Here is a 17,543-nt window from a genome sequence, read left to right as displayed (position 1 = left end):
ATGTTTAAATTAGTAATGGAGAAATCAAAAATCTTATATGCAGAAGACGACAAAACAATAGCCTTCCTTATTCAGGACAGCCTGGAAAGCTATTATGAAATTTTCTGCTATCCTGATGGCAAATCTGCCCTTGAAGCATTCAATAGCGAAAGCTTTGACATTTGTCTTCTGGACATTATGATGCCAGAGATCAACGGATTTGAACTGGCACAATACATCCGGGAAAAAAATGCGGAAATCCCTATTATATTTATTTCTGCAAAGGCTTTGAAGGAAGACAGGATCAAGGGCTTAAAGATTGGTGCGGATGATTATCTGGTAAAACCTTTCAGCATCGAAGAGCTGATCCTGAAAATTGAAGTTTTCTTAAAACGTTCAAAGAAAACAATTCTCCACCCTTCCCAATATAAAGTCGGAAAATATGACTTTGACCCTCAGAATTATACTTTACAGGATTCTTCCGGCACCATTACCCTTACCCAAAGAGAGTCTGAACTGCTTCTATACTTTATCCTTCATAAAAATACGGTAGTAAAAAGGCAGGATATTTTAAAAGCGATCTGGGGAGATGACGATTATTTTATGGGAAGAAGCCTGGATGTTTTCATTTCAAGGCTGAGAAAAGTTTTTGTGAATGAAGAAAACATAGTCATCGAAAACCTGCATGGAATTGGTTTCAGATTTTCCGAGCGATAGTTTGCATAAATTGAAACAAGAATGGATTATTATTTTATTTTTTAATTAATTTTATCATTTAATAATCTACTTTTCATGAAAAATCCCGGAATTATTATTCTCCTTTCATTTGTGTTTTTTACCCCGACCTTGAAAGCACAAAAATCCGAAAAACTTTACCAATATGTAAATCCATTCATAGGAACCGAGAAAATGGGGCATACATATCCGGGAGCCACTACTCCTTTTGGGGCCGTACAGCTTAGCCCGGAAACAGATACCATTTCTTATGAACTGAATGGCAAATATAATGGAGAAGTTTATAAATACTGTGCAGGCTACCGCTATGAAGACAAAACCATTACAGGTTTTAGCTCTACACACTTCAGCGGTACGGGACACTCTGATCTGGGAGATTTTCTGATCATGCCCACTACCGGATCACTTCAATTGAATCCCGGAACTGCTTCAAATCCTGAAAAGGGATACAGAAGCCGGTTTTCCCATCAAAACGAAAAGGCTGAAGCCGGCTATTACAAAGTAAAACTGGATGATTATAATATCCTCGCAGAACTCACCGCAACCCCACGGGTGGGAATCCATCGTTATACTTTCCCAAAGTCTGACCAATCTCATATTATCCTCGATCTGATGGCAGGAATTTATAATTATGACGGTAAAAATGTATGGACTTACGCTCGTGTGGAAGATGAAAATACCATTACAGGATACCGCCAGACCAATGGTTGGGCAAGAACCAGAACGGTTTATTTTGCCATGAAATTCTCAAAACCATTCAAATCATACGGGCAAAAAAACTATGATGAGAAACAAGTATACAAGGGTTTTTGGCGAAAATTCGATCAGACTAAAAACTTTCCTGAAATCGCAGGCAGGAACCTGAAAATGTATTTTGATTTCGACACTCAGGAAAATGAAACCATCGAAATCAAACTGGCCATTTCTCCCGTAAGCCAGGCCAATGCATTGGAAAACCTTGAAAAGGAAGCCGGAAATTTATCCTTTGATCAGATCAAGGCCAAAACTCAGGAAAGCTGGAATAAAGAATTAAATAAAATTGTGATCCAAGGATCAGAAACTGAAAAAATCAATTTCTATACAGCCATGTACCATACCTTCATTAATCCTACCATTTACATGGATGTGAATGGAGAATACAAAGGTTTAGATCAAAATACTCACAAAGCAGAGGGATTCACCCATTATACCACTTTCTCATTGTGGGATACTTATCGTGCTCTTCATCCCTTCTTTAACATTATCCAGCCTCAACGGAACAATGATATGGTAAAGTCTATGATGGCTCACTACAATCAGTTTTCCATGAAAATGCTGCCCATCTGGTCTCATTATGCCAACGATAACTGGTGCATGAGTGGTTATCATAGTGTAAGCGTAGTAGCAGATGCTATTATCAAAGGAAATTATAACGGCGACCCTAAAGAAGCGCTGAAAGCTTGTGTGGAAACAGCAAACAAAAGAAGTTATGAAGGGATCGGGCAATATATTGATTTAGGCTATATCCCTGCTGAAAAAAATGGAACTTCAGTCTCCAATACCCTGGAATATGCCTATGATGACTGGGCGATTGCCCAATTGGCAAAACATCTGGGAGAAACTGAAATTTATAATCAATTTATCAGGCGTTCTGAAAACTGGAAAAATAATTTTGATCCGTCAATCGGATTTATGAGGCCCCGTTTATCTGACGGAAGCTTCAAGAAAGATTTTGATGTACTAAGCACCCATGGACAGGGCTTTATTGAAGGAAATTCATGGAATTACAGCTTCTTCGTTCCCCACAACCCTGATGAACTGATCAAAATGATGGGAGGAAAGAAAAAATTGGCTTCCAAACTGGATGAATTATTTACAATGCATCTCCCTGATGAATTCTTTGCAGATACGGAAGATATTACAAGAGAAGGAATTATCGGAGGATATGTTCACGGAAACGAACCGGCCCATCACGTAGCATATCTCTATAATTGGGCCGGGCAGCCCTGGAAAACACAGGCACAGATACGTCATATTTTAGAGATGCAGTATAAGGCTACACCGGACGGATTGGGAGGAAATGATGACACGGGTCAGATGAGCGCATGGTATATTCTGAGCTCTCTTGGTTTTTATCCTGTTGCTCCGGGTTCTGATCAATACGCCATCGGCAGTCCTGCTGTAGACTATGCTATTCTGAATTTAGAAAATGGAAAAACCTTTGAAATCGAAGCGATCAATCAAGGTCTAAAGAATGTATATGTTCAGAAGGTTCTTTTGAATGGAAGAGCAATCAAAAGTTTTACACTGAAACATTCTGAGATTATGAATGGAGGGAAGCTAACGTTTTACATGGGAAATAAAGCGAAAAGATTTTAGATTGAAAAATTTGTTTCAACCAGAGGAAAGTATCTATTTCTTTCCATTGCCAGGTTTTGGCTAAAGCCGATGAATATTTTCACATTAAAAAAGCGGGCTAAAGCCCGCTTCTGTTGATTTTATATTTTCTTAATCTCTTGTTTCAAAAAGCAAACGCTCACCGAATTTTTCATCTGCAATTTTACCATTATCATACACAAGATGTCCGTTTACAAAGGTATGGGTTACTTTAGAATGGAAATTCATTCCTTCCAACGGGCTCCATCCGCATTTATACAGTAAATTATCTTTAGCTACCGTCCAATCAGCGTTAAGGTCTACCAATACAAGATCTGCCTTGTAACCTTCTCTTACGAAGCCTCTTTTTTCCACCCTGAACAGGATAGCCGGATTATGGCACATCTTTTCAACAATTTTCTCAAGAGAAATTTTCCCGTTTTTATAGTTTTCCAGCATCACGACCAGTGAGTGCTGTACCAAAGGAGCTCCTGACGGGCATTTTGTATAAACGTTATTTTTCTCTTCCGCAGTATGAGGAGCGTGATCCGTAGCAATTACATCAATTCTGTCATCCAGCAACGCTTCCCAAAGGCTGTCCTTGTCTTTCTGGGTTTTTACTGCCGGGTTCCATTTGATGAGGCCTCCTTTCGTTTCATAATCTTCGTTGGTAAAAGTCAGATGATGTACACATACTTCAGCCGTAATTTTTTTATCTTGTAAAGGAATATCATTTCTGAAAAGTTCCATTTCCTTAGCTGTAGAAAGGTGGAATACATGAAGTCTTGCACCTGTTTTTTTTGCTAGTTCTATAGCTTTTGATGAAGACTTATAGCACGCTTCTTCACTTCGGATCAGATGATGAAACTTAACCGGAATATCTTCCCCATATTCATTGATGTACTTTTGGGTATTAGCCTTAATAGTGGCTTCATCCTCACAATGCACAGCAATCAGCATTTTGGTATTGCTGAAGATATTTTCAAGCGTTGCCGGGTTATCTACCAGCATATTTCCTGTGGATGAGCCCAGAAACAATTTTATGCCGGGAACATTTCTTGGATTTGTTTTTAAAACCTCTTCCAGGTTATCATTGGTTCCTCCCATCATAAAGCCATAATTCGCATAAGCTTTCCGAGATGCAATTTCGTATTTATCTGCCAATAATTCCTGAGTAACGGCATTAGGTACCGTATTGGGCTGATCAATAAAACTTGTAATTCCTCCTGCAATGGCAGCTCGTGATTCACTTTCAATATCGCCCTTGTGGGTTAATCCCGGCTCACGGAAATGTACCTGATCATCAATTACACCGGGAAGAAGATATTTTCCTGAACCGTCAATAATCTGATCAGCATCTTCAGAAATACCGGAACCTATTTTAGAAATCAGGTCATTTTCTATTAAGACATCGCTTTCAAAGACCTGCCCTTCGTTTACGATATGTACATTTTTGATAAGGATTTTCATTTTTTACGTAGAAATTAGATTTAGATTACGGAAGCCGGCTACCAATTTACAGTTAAAATGACATACTCATTTCTAACCATCAATATCCGGTTTTTATAAAAAACAAAATTAAGGTTTATGAATGAATTTTATGGTCACTCCTGAAAAATCAATTTCTAAATATTTACATTTGCATAAAATTTCACATTTTGAAAAAACTTCTCAACGAGACTATTATATATGGAATTGGGGCAATCATGCCAAGAGTCATCTTATTCATACTCAACCCCTTATATATTAACCAGATTGAAAATACAGAATTTGCTAAATTTTCCAATCTTTATGCACTGATTTCTTTTGTCAACATTATGTTGTCATTCGGATTTGAAACAGCGTTCTTCCGTTTCTCAGCGGAAAAAGAAAACGAAAAGAAAACATTCAACACATCTTTTTGGTTTTTGTTCGGACTGTCTACCTTTTTCTTATTAGGTTGTTTACTTTTCAGCCAGTCAATTGCCGATACTCTGGAGTATTCTTCCAATCCGGAATACATCCGTTGGTTTGCATGGATTGCTTTCTTTGATAATCTATGTGTCATTCCTTTTGCATGGCTGAGATATAACAATAAACCTATAAAATATTCCCTGGTACGGGTTTTACAATCTTTTTTCCAAACTATTATTACAATTGCCTTATTCCTGTATATTCCTTTCAGTGTATCACAGGACTTCGGTTTGAAGGAGAAGGTTTCATTTCCTTTTTACAGTAACCTTGCAGCCAGCTTCTTGGGTTTTGTCTTGCTTCTGCCGGTTGTTTTCAAAGTACAGTTTCAATTCTCGGCAGATCTTTTCAGGAAAATGATCAGATATTCATGGCCGGTTATGATTGCCGGTCTGGCTTTTATGTTTAATGAAAATTTTGACAAGGCTATCCAGATTTATTATATTCCGGGAGAAGATGCCGGAGCTTATGGCGGATGTTATAAATTGGCCGTTTTAATGACTTTATTTGTTACAGCATACAGAATGGGTATTGAGCCGTTTTTCTTCAAACAGATGAATAATGACAATGCTAAAAACACCTATGCAAAAGTAACAGAATATTTCACGTTCTTTGCCTCTACAGTTGCAATGGGGATCATAGCCAATATTTCCTGGCTGAAACAGATCCTGATCCCGAACAGTTCTTATTGGACTGCTATTGATATCATCCCTATTATTGTGATTGCCAATCTTTGTTTTGGTATTTATTATAATTTTTCAACGTGGTATAAAGTGACTGACAGGACTAAAGTAGGAACGGTAATTTCCTGGCTGGGGGCTGGACTTACGATTGCCTTAAACCTCATATTTCTTAAAAAATACGGGTTTATGGTTTCAGCCTGGGTAACTTTTATCGCCTACTTTGTTATGATGATCACCTCTTACCTGCTTGGTCAGAAATATTACCCCATTCCTTACCGTATCAGAAAAATGACAATATTCCTGGGACTTTTGATGGCTTTCAGTTTTGCCATCGTTTATTTCTTTGACTATAATTTCTGGATCGGGAACCTGCTGTTTATCCTGTATGCCGGGACTCTCATTTATACGGAAAAAGATATGTTATTATCAAAAGTGAGAAAAAGTTAACTTTGGTCTCTATTTTGATAACTAAGCTTACAATATAACAGATTTGTTAAAGACAAACCTTAAAAATATTTTAATGAGTATCTTTAACAAAAATATAAATAACATTTAAACAAAAACTACTTATACATCATCTATGAAAATTATTGTTCCGATGGCTGGACGCGGCTCCAGATTACGTCCACATACTCTGACCGTTCCAAAACCTCTTATCCCAATTGCCGGAAAACCTATCGTACAAAGACTGGTGGAAGATATAGCGAAAGTGGCAGGGGAAAAAATTGAAGAAGTAGCTTTTATCATCGGAGACTTTGGCCCTGAGATCGAAAAATCCCTTATTCAGATTGCTGAGAAACTGGGAGCAAAAGGAAGTATTTATTATCAGAATGATCCTTTGGGAACTGCCCACGCCATAAAATGTGCTGAAGAATCTATGAAAGGGGATGTTGTAATAGCCTTTGCTGATACACTTTTCCGCGCTGACTTCCAGCTGGACAAAAATTCAGATGGTGTTATCTGGGTAAAAAGTGTGGAGGATCCCTCTGCTTTTGGAGTAGTAAAATTAGACAACTACGGCTTCATTACAGATTTTGTTGAAAAACCTAAAACTTTTGTTTCAGACCTTGCCATCATTGGTATTTATTATTTCAACAGTGCCGAAAAGCTGATGGAGGAAATCAATTATATCATGGAAAATGATATTAAAAACGGAGGTGAATACCAATTGACAACAGCTTTAGAAAATCTTCGGACAAAAGGAGCTAAATTTACTCTTGGAAAAGTAAACGACTGGATGGATTGTGGTAATAAAAATGCCACAGTGGAAACCAATAGTAAAATCCTTGCCTATGAACAAGAAGAGATGGGACAATATCCTGCTTCAGCTGTGATTGAAAACTCGTTAATCATTCCACCGTGTTTTATTGGAGAAAATGTGAAAATCTCTAATTCAAAAGTAGGTCCCGGAGTTTCATTAGGAAATAACACGGTGATTGTAAATTCCAATATAGAGAACTCTTTGATTCAGGAAAATACAAGGATCAATCACGGAAATCTTTCCAACTCAATGATTGGTAATTCTGCACAATACTTTGGAGTAGCAAGGGAAATTTCTTTGGGAGACTATTCAGTTTTAGATTTTCTATCCAAATAAATAAATTTAGAAATTAATTAACTTAAACAAGATATAATCAAACCACACAAAATCTTTTGTGTGGTTTGGCGTTAATATTGCAACGTATTTTTAAAAAGATAAATACATGAAAAACTGGATTCCATTCCTTTTATTGCTTCTTGCCCTTTCGTCATGTAAGACCCGTAATGCCGTTAAAAATGAATCGGCAAATACACGGGACAGCATCACTACAGAAGATAACAGAAATCCCAAAGATGTAAACGAACCGGTAAGAAATAAACTTACTTTTTACGAGCATGTATTGATCAAGCCTAAGTTTGACCAGATTAAGATCGATAGTAAAGTACGGGTCGAAACAGGCAGCTATGTACCTACTCTGGACGCTACCATCTATATTGAAAATGATAAAAAGGTATGGATGAACCTAAGGGCTTTATTCATCAATGCTGCCAGGGGAATTGCAACTCCTGAAGGGATCAAAGGTCAGGATAAGGTAAATAAAACATATATTGACTCGGACTTTGATTACCTTAATAATCTGTTGAACGTTAACTTTATTGATTACAAATCACTGGAGAACATTCTGCTCGGAAGAACTTTTGTAAAGATCAACGATTCACAATTTACATTAACTCAAAATGCCCAGGGATATAAAATGGTTTCCAATACCAGCCAGAAAATCGTTACTGATGAAAAAACCAGGGAGTATAAAATTGCCTTACAGTATGACACTAATTATGACTTATTAACTGTCAATTTGAAGGATGTTTTGTCTGCAGATGAGTTGGAAATCTCTTATAGTGACTGGAATGAATATAACGGAATCCGGCTTCCGAAAAATGTTAAAATAATTATAAAAGGCTCAAAATCGAGTCAAATCTTACTGGAAAATACGAAATTTGACTTTTCGAGGATGGAAACACCTTATTCTGTACCATCCAGTTATAAGAAAATTGAGATTAAATGATTAAAAAATTTAGCTTTTTAATAGGTGTTCTTATATTCGGACTCCATCAGGGGCAACAGAAAAAAGAACAGTTGCAGAAGCAGAATGCCGAACTTAAAAAACAAATTGCACAAATAAATACGGATTTAGCTAAAACCAGAAGCGAATCTAAACTTTCTATAGCCTACCTTACCAGCGTCAATCAAAAATTAATTTTGAGAGAAAAGGTCTATAATAATACTCAAAAAGAAAAGAGATTTATTGAAGATGACATCTACTTACGTCAGCTTGAGATCAACCGGCAAAATAAGGAACTGGCTGTTCTCAGAAAAAATTATGCTGAAGTACTGGTAAATGCTTATAAAAATAAAGGCGTTCAGAATAAAGTGACTTTCATTCTTTCTTCTAAAAATCTGGGGGAAGCTATCCGGAGAGTACAGTATTTAAAACAATATGCTGACTATCAGGATAAAAAAGCAGCTGAAATCACAAATGCCGCCAACCAGATCAAAAAAACAATTGCTCAAAGACAGAATTCTGTAAAAGAGAAAGAAAATCTTTTGTTGACCCAGCAGAAAGACCTGGCAACAATCAATGCAGAAAGAGCGCAGAAAGAACAGCTTGTCGCCGAATTCAAAAAGAACGAATCCAAGCTGACTGCCGAATTAAAGCAGAAACAGGTACAATCCAAAGCTCTCGAAGGGCAGATCAGGGCCATTATTGCTGAAGAAATCAGGATAGCAAAAGCTGAAGAAGAAGCTAGAAAAAAGGCTGAGGCGGAGAAAATACGTTTAGCAAAACTTGCTGCCGAAAGGGAAAAGGCAAGAATTGAGGCAGAAGCTAAAGCAAGAGCAGAGGCATTGGAAAGAGAAAGAAGAATAGCTGAGGCAGAAGCTAAAAGAGCCGCCGAGCTGGCTGCTAAAAGAGCTGAAGAAGAAAGAAAGCGTAATGAAGAAGCAGCAAGAACAGAAGCCAACGCAAGAGATGAAGCCAGAAAATTAGCTGCTAAAAAAGCATCCGATGAGGCTGCCGCAAAAGCTAAAGAAGCAGCTAACAAGTTAGAGGCGGCAAGAGCTGCTGAACTGGCGCTGGCCAAGAGAAAAGAAGAAGACAAAAAAGCGGCGGAATCTAAAGCGATGACCAACTATGGTGTTTCTACAGCATCAGGAAGCAGCTTTGCAGAAAACAGAGGAAGACTTGGTTATCCTGCAGACAGGGCCGGGCAAATTACCCACCGCTTCGGAAGACAGCCACACCCTGTGTTCAAAAATATCACAGAGGAAAATAACGGTATTAAAATTTCCGTACCTTCAGGAACACGTGCAAAATCGGTATATCCCGGGTCTGTATCTTCCGTATTGGCAAATAATGATGGAACGAAAACCGTTATCATTAAACACGGAAGCTATTTTACGATCTATTCCAACTTAGGAAGTGTGAGCGTTTCCAAAGGGCAACAGGTTTCTTCAGGCACTCCGGTAGGAACTGTTGCACAGGATTTCGACGGTGCTTATACGCTTGATTTCCAAGTATGGAACGGAAGTACACCAGTTGATCCATTAGGTTGGATTTCATATTAAAAAAAGCGTAACTTTGCAAAAATTTTAAGAGATGAATACACTAACAATACTTGCCTTATCTTGGCAGCATATCCTGATCGTAGCCATACTTTTGGTATTACTATTTGGAGGAAAGAAAATTCCGGAACTTATGAGAGGGGTAGGTTCAGGAATTAAAGAATTTAAAGATGCGGTAAAGGAAGAAGACAAACCAGGTTCCGAGAATAAAAACGTCTTCTACGAATAACAACAACCCTTCCGGTAACTAAATTCCTTAGAATTAATGAATTTCACTGAGACTGCATGGAAAGTCTTCAATCAATGTATTGAAGACTATCACGTGTCTGATGACGTTAACGCTCTAATTAATAACCCGTTCGAAAAAGATACTTTGGAACGGATTTTGTATGCAAAGAACTGGATTGATACCGTTCAATGGCATCTGGAAGATATTATTAGAGATGAAAATATTGATCCGGTTGAGGCTCTTCAACTGAAGAGAACTATAGATGCTTCCAATCAGAAAAGAACTGATCTGGTAGAATATATAGACAGCTGGTTCCTTAATAAGTTTGAAAATATAACTCCGAAATCTGACGCAAAAATAAATACCGAAACTCCCGCCTGGGCTGTAGACAGACTATCTATTCTTGCATTGAAGGTTTATCATATGTCATTAGAAGCCAATAGAGAATCCGCATCTGAAGAGCACCGAAACAATTGCCAGGCAAAACTGGATGTATTGCTTGCTCAGAAAGAGGACCTATCAACTTCTATAGATCAGTTGCTTACTGATATTGAAAACGGTGACGTTAAGATGAAAGTATACAAACAAATGAAAATGTATAACGATGAAAGTCTTAACCCAATCCTTTATCAAAAAGGGCAACAGAAATGAAAAGACTAGTTTTTTTTGGAGTACTGATACTATTAACATCTTCCTGCGCAACGGAGAAGTTTAACCTTTCCCCGCTGTCTAATAATTTTTATAGTGAAACAAAAGGCTCTGATTCTGACAGAGGCTCAAAGAAGAGTTTTAACATTAACATTAAAGAAAATGTAAACGCTTCTGAAATTTCAAATCTGATTTCAACTTTTCCAAAATTCAAGAATGACGGACTAAACGAAGAGATAACCAGTTTGAAATACAGCCTTCAGAATTATTTATATGCTATCGATGCCAATAATTCTACAGGCAAAAGCAGAGCCCTTAAAAGCTTCGAAAAATCTTATAAAAAAATTCAGAAATCAAGACAGAAACTGGACAAAGATGATGACGAAGTTCTCAACAGATACCTGGTTCGTTTAAAAACCAATGTTTCTGTTATTGAAGATGCTTTACCAGGAAGTTAAAAACTAATTCAACTATCAATGATTAAAATTCAGGCGGAAGCCAATGTTCCTACAGAACACGGCACATTCCGAATGATCGCTTTCTCCGAAAATGAAAACGACTGGATGCCCCACATGGCTATCGTGGCAGAAAATACAGATTTCTCAAAACCAGTCAATGTCCGTTTTCATTCGGAATGCATTACAGGAGAAGTTTTCCATTCAAAAAAATGTGAATGTGGCCAGCAATTAGATGCTGCAATGAAATACATTCATGAAAACGGAGGGATCATTATCTACCTTCGCCAGGAAGGTAGGAATATCGGAATCATCAATAAGCTAAAAGCATACTCGCTACAGGAAAAAGGACTGGACACCGTACAGGCCAACCTTGAATTAGGACTTCCCGCCGATGACAGAAACTTTGGCGTAGCGATTGAAATCCTCAACGTACTGGAAGTGAAAGATATTAACCTTTTGACTAATAACCCTGAAAAGGTAAAGTATGTGGTGGACAGTAATGTTCATCTTAATTCAAGAATACCATTACAGATTCCTGCGAATGAAATAAGTAAAGGCTACCTGCAAACCAAAAAAGATTTCTTTGGACATCTCCTGGATGACAATGACAATTAAATAAATAAAAGCTTCAGATAAAACTGAAGCTTTTTTATTTAAAAAAGTTATCCGGCAATGGATACATTCTTTTATCAGATATTGGTTACGCAAGGAATCATTCAAATCCTGTTGTCTGTTATTCCATTTTTTGTCTACCAATCAAAAGCCCCGGAAGAATTCTCCCGGAGCTTTTTTTAATTATAAAAAACTGAAAAGATATTTCTTACTTTACTTTTGTCGAAGGAACATTAGAATCATTAAGATTATAATATTTCACCACGGCATTATAGTCGTTGTAATCAACAGGAGCTGTTGCACTTTTAGCTGCAGCGGTCTTAATAAGTACAATTCTGAATGTCTGATTATTCAAATAGGTATTTGCTTCCACATTCGTCATTGTATTCTGATCAAAATTCGCACGGGTTGTAATATCTATATTTCCTGCATTGAAAGTATAGTTATAATCCAATTCTCTGCCATTAGTCAGGAAGTAAGTTTTTGGAATAAGCTGCCATTTTGCAGAAAGGTTTGAATTTGAATTTTCGTTTCTATATACAAGAACTACCTGGCTAGATGACGCATCAATACCCTGATGGATAGTCCAGTCAGCATTATTGGCTCCGGTGAAAGTTCCTGTAATGTCTCTCATTGGAGAAGGATTATCCTGTACCACTACATTATCATCACTATTATCACAGCTATAAGATAAAAAAACCAATACCTGCTAGTAATATAAATGGAAGAATTTTTTTCATTTTTATAAAGTTTAGTTATTATTTATATTGCGTATTCAAATCATATACCAAAAATTTCAAAAACGTTGTTTTCGTCATTTTTTTTAATCGTATTTTTGTTCTTATTCAAAAAGTCATGAGGAAACTAATATATACTTCACTCTTTATTGCAGCATTGGTAAGTCCTAAGGTTAAGGCTCAGTACCAACCTAAAAATGCAACTAAAGAAGATTTGAAAAAAGCTCAGCAATGGGTGGATAAAACGTACAAAAATCTTTCTCAGGATGAAAAACTGGGCCAGCTCTTTATCGTGGCGTTGTATACCAACAAGGGTGGAGACTATATCAATCAGGTCAGAAATATTGTGACACAGGATAAAATCGGTGGTTTAATCCTGATGCAGGATGATGCGGCAAGGGAGATCAATCTGGTTAATGAATTCCAGCAAAAGTCCAAAGTCCCTTTAATGATCGGAATGGATGCGGAATGGGGATTATATCAGAGGATTGCAACCGCCCATAAATTTCCATGGGCCATGACATTGGGAGCTATCCAGGATAAAAACCTGGTTTATCAGATGTCTGCAAAAATTGCAGAAGACTGCCACAGAATGGGAATCAATTGGGATTTCGCTCCGGTAGTTGATGTGAATACCAATCCGAATAATCCTATTATCGGGAACAGAAGTTTTGGATCTGAGGTATCCAACGTCATCAGCTCTGCCCTCTCCTATTCTAATGGCCTTCAGGACAACAATATACTGGCGGCTATTAAACATTTTCCCGGTCATGGTGATACCAGTACGGATTCTCACCTTGATCTTCCGGTAGTTTCTCATTCTCTGGACAGGCTTGAAGCAGTAGAACTTGCTCCTTTTAAGGAATTAATGGATAAGGGAATCGGAGGTGTAATGGTGGCGCATTTATATGTACCAAGTTTAGAATCAGGAAAAGGAATTCCGGCTTCTGTTTCTAAAAACATCATTACAGGAGTATTGAAAGATAAATTGGGATATAAGGGTTTAATTATTACGGATGCATTGAATATGGGAGCCGTAGCCAATAAGTATAAACCGGGTGAGCTGGATGCAATGGCATTTAAAGCAGGAAATGATATTATGCTGTTCTCACAAGGGGTTTCCGAAGGAAAAAAATTAATTCAAAAAGCAATTGACAAGGGAGAAATTCCTCAATCCAGAGTGGAGGAAAGTGTCAAGAAAATACTTTTAACCAAATATTTTCTGGGGCTTACCCAGTACACCCCGAAAAATCCGGAAAATATCAATGCCGACCTTAATAATGATTCTCATAAGGCATTAGTTCAAAATTTATATTCCAACGCCTTAACTTTATTAAAGGATGATAAAAAACTGCTTCCCATCACCGGAAAACAGGTATACTATATTCCTTTGGAGGAAGCTCCGTACCAGACTTTTGCCAATAGATTGGGTACCAACGTCATCATTAAAAAAGCCGCTGAGATCAATACAATTCCCGCAGGATCTACCGTGATTGTTGGTTTCCATAAGGATAATTCAACGGCTTACAAGCCTTATAAGATATCAACGGAGTCAAAAAAAGTCCTTGCTGATCTTACTAAAAATCAAAATGTGATTCTTACTGTGTTTGGAAGCGCTTATGCTTTAAAGGATATTGATATTTCAAATGTTTCAACAGTGCTTGTAGCCTATGAAAACAATGATGATTCAATGAACGCCACAGCTGATGCATTAAACGGAAAAACAAAAATATGGGGTAAGCTTCCTGTACTGGTAAACGACCAGTTAAAAGCAGGTATGGGAATAGATTTTACCCCTGCCTTATAACAACATCAAAACAACAATAATCTAATGAAAATAGGCATACTTTGCTATCCTACCTACGGAGGAAGCGGAATTGTAGCAACAGAGCTGGGAATGTCCCTTGCCAATAAAGGATATGAAGTACACTTTATAAGCTCTGCACTTCCTGCAAGATTAGACATTACGAATCCTAATATTTTCTTTCACCGGGTGAATGTTCAGACTTATCCGCTTTTCCAGTATCAACCTTATGATATTGCGTTAAGCTCAATGATATACCGGGTTGTCAACCTTTATAAACTGGATCTGCTTCATGCCCATTATGCTATCCCTTATGCATATGCAGCATTTACAGCTAAACAGATGCTTCAGGAGGATCATAATGACATACCGCTTGTAACCACCCTTCATGGAACAGATATTACCCTTGTGGGGCAACATCCGAGTTATAAGCATGCAGTAGAGTTTTCCATCAACAAATCGGATGCTATCACCTCAGTTTCTGAAAGTCTGAAAAAAGATACTCTTCAGTTTTTCAATATCAAAAAGGAAATCCAGGTGATTACCAATTTTATTGACAATTCTGAATTTGATGACTGCTCTGAATGCCAGAGAACCCAGTTTGCGAATCCTGATGAGAAAATATTGATCCATGTGTCTAATCTCCGTCCTGTAAAACGAGTGGACGAAGTTCTGCAGATTTTTAAAAACGTAGAGAAGAAAGTAAAATCAAAACTGATTATCATCGGAGAGGGTCCTGATATGGAAAAGGTGAATCAGTTCCTGGAAGAAAATCCGGATCTTATTTCCAAAATCCGTCTTTTAGGAAAAGTAAATGATCTTTATAAGATTCTTCAGCTTTCGGATGTATTTCTGCTTCCTTCAGAGCAGGAAAGTTTCGGTTTGGCAGCCCTTGAAGCTATGGCGGCCTATACTCCGGTCATCAGCTCCAATGCAGGCGGGATTCCGGAAGTAAATATACAGGGGGAAACAGGATTTTTAGCAGAAATCGGAAATGTGGAAGCTATGAGTAACTACACCATTAAATTGTTGAGCAACGAAGAGCTTTTAACCAAAATGAAGCAAAACGCGAAAGATCAGGCGGTAAAATTCGATTTGAAAAACATTCTTCCTATCTATGAAAAAATGTATAGGACAACGATAGAAAATTTTAAGAAAGAGCTGACGAAAGTATAATATTTCTTTATATTTACCGTCACACTTATGACGGAAAAATTGCTTCAATATCTTTGGAACTATAAGGTTTTCAAACATTTTGACTTCAAGGATATTGAAGGCAATTCTGTTGAGATCATCCATTTCGGAAAATGGAATAAAAATGCAGGACCGGATTTTCTGGATGCCAAAATCAAATTCAATGGCCTTATCCTTGCCGGAAATATAGAGCTGCACGTGCGGTCTTCCGACTGGATTTTCCATAACCATTCCCGGGATCCAAATTACCAGAATATTATTCTGCATGTTGTTTTCGAACATGATTTGGAAATCAACGAACTTACCGGCAGGAATGTTCCTGCTCTTGAACTGAAAAATTATATTGATGAAAGCATACTGTGGAAGTATGAAAAGCTTTTACCGCAAAATCAGTTCATTGCCTGCGAAAATATTTTTGATAATACAAAAATCCCTATCAATTTCCATGAAGAGAATATTCTGAAAAAGCTGGATGAAAAATCGTTGGAGCTTGAAGAGCAGCTCATTGTGCATAAAAATAATTTTGAAGCCGTTTTATTTCACAGTTTTGCCTACTCTTTCGGCTTAAAAGTAAATGCCTTTATTTTCAGACAGATCGCAGAAAGTGTCGATTACAGTATCATCAATAAAATCCGGCTGAACCCTTTACAACTGGAAGCGTTATTTTTCGGTATTGCCGGATGGCTGAATATTCCTCAGGACGGGCAAATGAAAATATGGAAGAGGGAATTTGAATTTATTAAGGCAAAATTCAATATTGCAGACCTTCAGTTTTATCCTAAATTTTTAAGGTTAAGACCGCCTAATTTTCCAACAATTCGTCTATCTCAACTGGCTGACCTTTATAGCCGGCACCAAAATTTATTTTCAAAAATAATCCATGCACATCATACCGATGAATGGTATAGCATTTTTAAGTCTGTAAAAGCTTCGGAGTATTGGGATTATCATTTTAATTTCGGGACCCTGTCAAAAGCTCAGCCTAAAATATTAAGCCGGGATTTTATTGATCTTCTGATTTTAAACACAGTTCTTCCTTTAAAATATGCTTACCACAGATATCATCGTGAAGAAATTACTGACGAGATCATGGAATTTTATGAGCAAATTTCTGCAGAAAAAAAATTCAGTCGTCACAGGCTGGAAAAATCTGGGAATACATGTAAATAACGCTTTAGAAAGTCAGAGCCTGATTTATCATCATAAAAATGCCTGTGAAGAAAAAAAATTGCTTAACTTGCAGTATTGGATTTAAACTTTTAAACGAAAATTGAAATGTTTGATAACATCCGTCATAAAATGGAGAGAGAATGGTTTGGTGTACTGACAAGAATGGGGGCTAAACTAGGGATTCCCGTTTCTAAACTGAGAGTCTTCTTCATCTATTCCACTTTTGCCACAGCAGGCTTTTTCTTTTTAATTTACTTGGGTCTGGCATTCACACTTTGGATTAAAGATATTTTTATTACCAGAAGGCCAAGCGTTTTTGATTTATAATTATGGAATTTTCACCTATTACTTCTGCAGCGGACCATAGAGTCCAGGAAATCTATGCGTCTTATATCAACACATTTCCTATTGACGAGCAAAGAAGCAAAGAACTGTTTTTGACCTTATTTTCAAATGCCCAGGCAAAAGTAATGTCTGTCCTTCATGAGTCTCAACCGGTAGGTTATCTCATTTTATGGGAGCTCAGTTCTTTTGTTTTTGTAGAACATTTTGAAGTGTTTGAGGCTTTCAGGAGCAAAAAATTAGGTTCACATATTATGGGACATTTATTGGAAAGCTATCCAAACATTATCCTGGAAATTGAGCCTGCAAATCTTAACGAAAATGCTGAGAGACGCTATTCTTTCTATCAGAGAAACAGCTTTAGCCTGATTGACAACACTTATGTACAGCCAAGCTATGGAGAGGGAAAGAAATCTTTACCTTTATGGCTTCTTGCCAATTATTCTCCTGAAAATGTGGAGGAGATTAAAAATGAGATTTATAATATTGTTTATCCTTAAAAATGCCGGAGGAATTCCGGTGTTTTATATTTTTTTAAGTTTTGG

Annotated in this window: 17 protein-coding genes; 15 read left to right on the top strand and 2 right to left on the bottom strand. The window is 37.3% G+C overall.

What is annotated here, in order from left to right; translation table 11 throughout:
* Positions 1 to 15: 15 nt before the first annotated feature.
* Together HX13_RS08245 and HX13_RS08240 are read left to right on the top strand one after the other, a co-directional pair.
* Positions 16 to 696, top strand: a complete 681-nt coding sequence (locus HX13_RS08245) for a response regulator transcription factor (protein WP_050020732.1) — start codon at positions 16 to 18, stop codon at positions 694 to 696.
* Between the two features lie 75 nt (positions 697 to 771).
* Positions 772 to 3,072, top strand: coding sequence for a GH92 family glycosyl hydrolase (locus tag HX13_RS08240; protein WP_128572279.1), 2,301 nt, complete (start codon positions 772 to 774; stop codon positions 3,070 to 3,072).
* Positions 3,073 to 3,201: 129 nt separating this feature from the next.
* Here HX13_RS08240 and HX13_RS08235 read toward each other — a convergent pair whose 3' ends face one another.
* Positions 3,202 to 4,539 carry a dihydroorotase gene (locus HX13_RS08235; RefSeq protein ID WP_050020695.1) on the bottom strand — a complete coding sequence of 446 codons (1,338 nt, stop codon included), beginning with the start codon at positions 4,537 to 4,539 and terminating at the stop codon, positions 3,202 to 3,204.
* 188 nt (positions 4,540 to 4,727) lie between these two features.
* Here HX13_RS08235 and HX13_RS08230 point away from each other — a divergent pair, with 188 nt between their 5' ends.
* The 8 genes from HX13_RS08230 to ribA all read left to right on the top strand — a co-directional run bounded on the left by HX13_RS08230 (position 4,728) and on the right by ribA (position 11,754).
* Positions 4,728 to 6,149, top strand: a complete 1,422-nt coding sequence (locus HX13_RS08230) for a lipopolysaccharide biosynthesis protein (RefSeq protein ID WP_050020694.1) — start codon at positions 4,728 to 4,730, stop codon at positions 6,147 to 6,149.
* Between the two features lie 133 nt (positions 6,150 to 6,282).
* Complete coding sequence (locus HX13_RS08225; protein WP_050020693.1) at positions 6,283 to 7,299, top strand: sugar phosphate nucleotidyltransferase; 1,017 nt, start codon at positions 6,283 to 6,285, stop codon at positions 7,297 to 7,299.
* A gap of 106 nt (positions 7,300 to 7,405) precedes the next feature.
* On the top strand, positions 7,406 to 8,248 hold the full coding sequence (locus HX13_RS08220) for a DUF4292 domain-containing protein (protein ID WP_050020692.1): 843 nt from the start codon (positions 7,406 to 7,408) through the stop codon (positions 8,246 to 8,248).
* Positions 8,245 to 9,807 carry a peptidoglycan DD-metalloendopeptidase family protein gene (locus HX13_RS08215; RefSeq protein ID WP_050020691.1) on the top strand — a complete coding sequence of 521 codons (1,563 nt, stop codon included), beginning with the start codon at positions 8,245 to 8,247 and terminating at the stop codon, positions 9,805 to 9,807. The genes HX13_RS08220 and HX13_RS08215 overlap by 4 nt, the downstream gene beginning before the upstream one ends.
* A gap of 31 nt (positions 9,808 to 9,838) precedes the next feature.
* Positions 9,839 to 10,033: a twin-arginine translocase TatA/TatE family subunit gene (locus HX13_RS08210; RefSeq protein WP_050020690.1), complete on the top strand. Its 195-nt coding sequence runs from the start codon at positions 9,839 to 9,841 to the stop codon at positions 10,031 to 10,033.
* Between the two features lie 36 nt (positions 10,034 to 10,069).
* Entirely contained in the window at positions 10,070 to 10,684 is a 615-nt protein-coding gene (locus HX13_RS08205; protein WP_050020689.1) for a DUF4254 domain-containing protein, read from the top strand.
* Positions 10,681 to 11,139 (top strand): hypothetical protein, encoded by a 459-nt coding sequence (locus HX13_RS08200; RefSeq protein ID WP_050020688.1) that lies wholly within the window; start codon positions 10,681 to 10,683, stop codon positions 11,137 to 11,139. The genes HX13_RS08205 and HX13_RS08200 overlap by 4 nt, the downstream gene beginning before the upstream one ends.
* 18 nt (positions 11,140 to 11,157) lie before the next feature.
* A complete protein-coding gene (ribA, locus tag HX13_RS08195; RefSeq protein WP_050020687.1) occupies positions 11,158 to 11,754 on the top strand; it encodes a GTP cyclohydrolase II in 597 nt (198 codons plus the stop codon).
* Between the two features lie 205 nt (positions 11,755 to 11,959).
* Here ribA and HX13_RS08190 read toward each other — a convergent pair whose 3' ends face one another.
* Positions 11,960 to 12,454: a hypothetical protein gene (locus HX13_RS08190; RefSeq protein WP_050020686.1), complete on the bottom strand. Its 495-nt coding sequence runs from the start codon at positions 12,452 to 12,454 to the stop codon at positions 11,960 to 11,962.
* A gap of 152 nt (positions 12,455 to 12,606) precedes the next feature.
* On the opposite strand from HX13_RS08190, the gene HX13_RS08185 reads away from it, so the two are divergent.
* The 5 genes from HX13_RS08185 (at position 12,607) to HX13_RS08165 (ending at position 17,498) form a co-directional block, all read left to right on the top strand.
* On the top strand, positions 12,607 to 14,295 hold the full coding sequence (locus tag HX13_RS08185) for a glycoside hydrolase family 3 protein (protein WP_050020685.1): 1,689 nt from the start codon (positions 12,607 to 12,609) through the stop codon (positions 14,293 to 14,295).
* A 24-nt stretch (positions 14,296 to 14,319) separates the two neighbouring features.
* Positions 14,320 to 15,468: an N-acetyl-alpha-D-glucosaminyl L-malate synthase BshA gene (gene bshA, locus HX13_RS08180; protein ID WP_050020684.1), complete on the top strand. Its 1,149-nt coding sequence runs from the start codon at positions 14,320 to 14,322 to the stop codon at positions 15,466 to 15,468.
* A gap of 27 nt (positions 15,469 to 15,495) precedes the next feature.
* Positions 15,496 to 16,656: a DUF2851 family protein gene (locus HX13_RS08175; RefSeq protein WP_316931273.1), complete on the top strand. Its 1,161-nt coding sequence runs from the start codon at positions 15,496 to 15,498 to the stop codon at positions 16,654 to 16,656.
* 105 nt (positions 16,657 to 16,761) lie between these two features.
* Complete coding sequence (locus HX13_RS08170; RefSeq protein ID WP_034712816.1) at positions 16,762 to 16,983, top strand: PspC family transcriptional regulator; 222 nt, start codon at positions 16,762 to 16,764, stop codon at positions 16,981 to 16,983.
* Positions 16,984 to 16,985: 2 nt separating this feature from the next.
* Complete coding sequence (locus HX13_RS08165) at positions 16,986 to 17,498, top strand: GNAT family N-acetyltransferase (protein WP_050020683.1); 513 nt, start codon at positions 16,986 to 16,988, stop codon at positions 17,496 to 17,498.
* The last annotated feature ends 45 nt before the right edge of the window (positions 17,499 to 17,543 follow it).

The organism is Chryseobacterium sp. P1-3 (assembly GCF_000738495.1).
Classification (GTDB): domain Bacteria; phylum Bacteroidota; class Bacteroidia; order Flavobacteriales; family Weeksellaceae; genus Chryseobacterium; species Chryseobacterium gallinarum.
The sequence above is the reverse complement of the archived record's forward strand: the minus strand, read 5'-3'. Positions and strand labels throughout refer to the sequence as shown.

What these genes read in the sequence shown, in the direction of transcription:
- HX13_RS08245 (WP_050020732.1), top strand. Translation starts at nt 16, where the DNA reads ATGGAGAAATCAAAAATCTTATATGCAGAAGACGACAAAACAATAGCC.
- HX13_RS08240 (WP_128572279.1), top strand. Translation starts at nt 772, where the DNA reads ATGAAAAATCCCGGAATTATTATTCTCCTTTCATTTGTGTTTTTTACC.
- HX13_RS08235 (WP_050020695.1), bottom strand. Translation starts at nt 4,539, where the DNA reads ATGAAAATCCTTATCAAAAATGTACATATCGTAAACGAAGGGCAGGTC.
- HX13_RS08225 (WP_050020693.1), top strand. Translation starts at nt 6,283, where the DNA reads ATGAAAATTATTGTTCCGATGGCTGGACGCGGCTCCAGATTACGTCCA.
- HX13_RS08220 (WP_050020692.1), top strand. Translation starts at nt 7,406, where the DNA reads ATGAAAAACTGGATTCCATTCCTTTTATTGCTTCTTGCCCTTTCGTCA.
- HX13_RS08215 (WP_050020691.1), top strand. Translation starts at nt 8,245, where the DNA reads ATGATTAAAAAATTTAGCTTTTTAATAGGTGTTCTTATATTCGGACTC.
- HX13_RS08210 (WP_050020690.1), top strand. Translation starts at nt 9,839, where the DNA reads ATGAATACACTAACAATACTTGCCTTATCTTGGCAGCATATCCTGATC.
- HX13_RS08205 (WP_050020689.1), top strand. Translation starts at nt 10,070, where the DNA reads ATGAATTTCACTGAGACTGCATGGAAAGTCTTCAATCAATGTATTGAA.
- HX13_RS08200 (WP_050020688.1), top strand. Translation starts at nt 10,681, where the DNA reads ATGAAAAGACTAGTTTTTTTTGGAGTACTGATACTATTAACATCTTCC.
- ribA (WP_050020687.1), top strand. Translation starts at nt 11,158, where the DNA reads ATGATTAAAATTCAGGCGGAAGCCAATGTTCCTACAGAACACGGCACA.
- HX13_RS08185 (WP_050020685.1), top strand. Translation starts at nt 12,607, where the DNA reads ATGAGGAAACTAATATATACTTCACTCTTTATTGCAGCATTGGTAAGT.
- bshA (WP_050020684.1), top strand. Translation starts at nt 14,320, where the DNA reads ATGAAAATAGGCATACTTTGCTATCCTACCTACGGAGGAAGCGGAATT.
- HX13_RS08175 (WP_316931273.1), top strand. Translation starts at nt 15,496, where the DNA reads ATGACGGAAAAATTGCTTCAATATCTTTGGAACTATAAGGTTTTCAAA.
- HX13_RS08170 (WP_034712816.1), top strand. Translation starts at nt 16,762, where the DNA reads ATGTTTGATAACATCCGTCATAAAATGGAGAGAGAATGGTTTGGTGTA.
- HX13_RS08165 (WP_050020683.1), top strand. Translation starts at nt 16,986, where the DNA reads ATGGAATTTTCACCTATTACTTCTGCAGCGGACCATAGAGTCCAGGAA.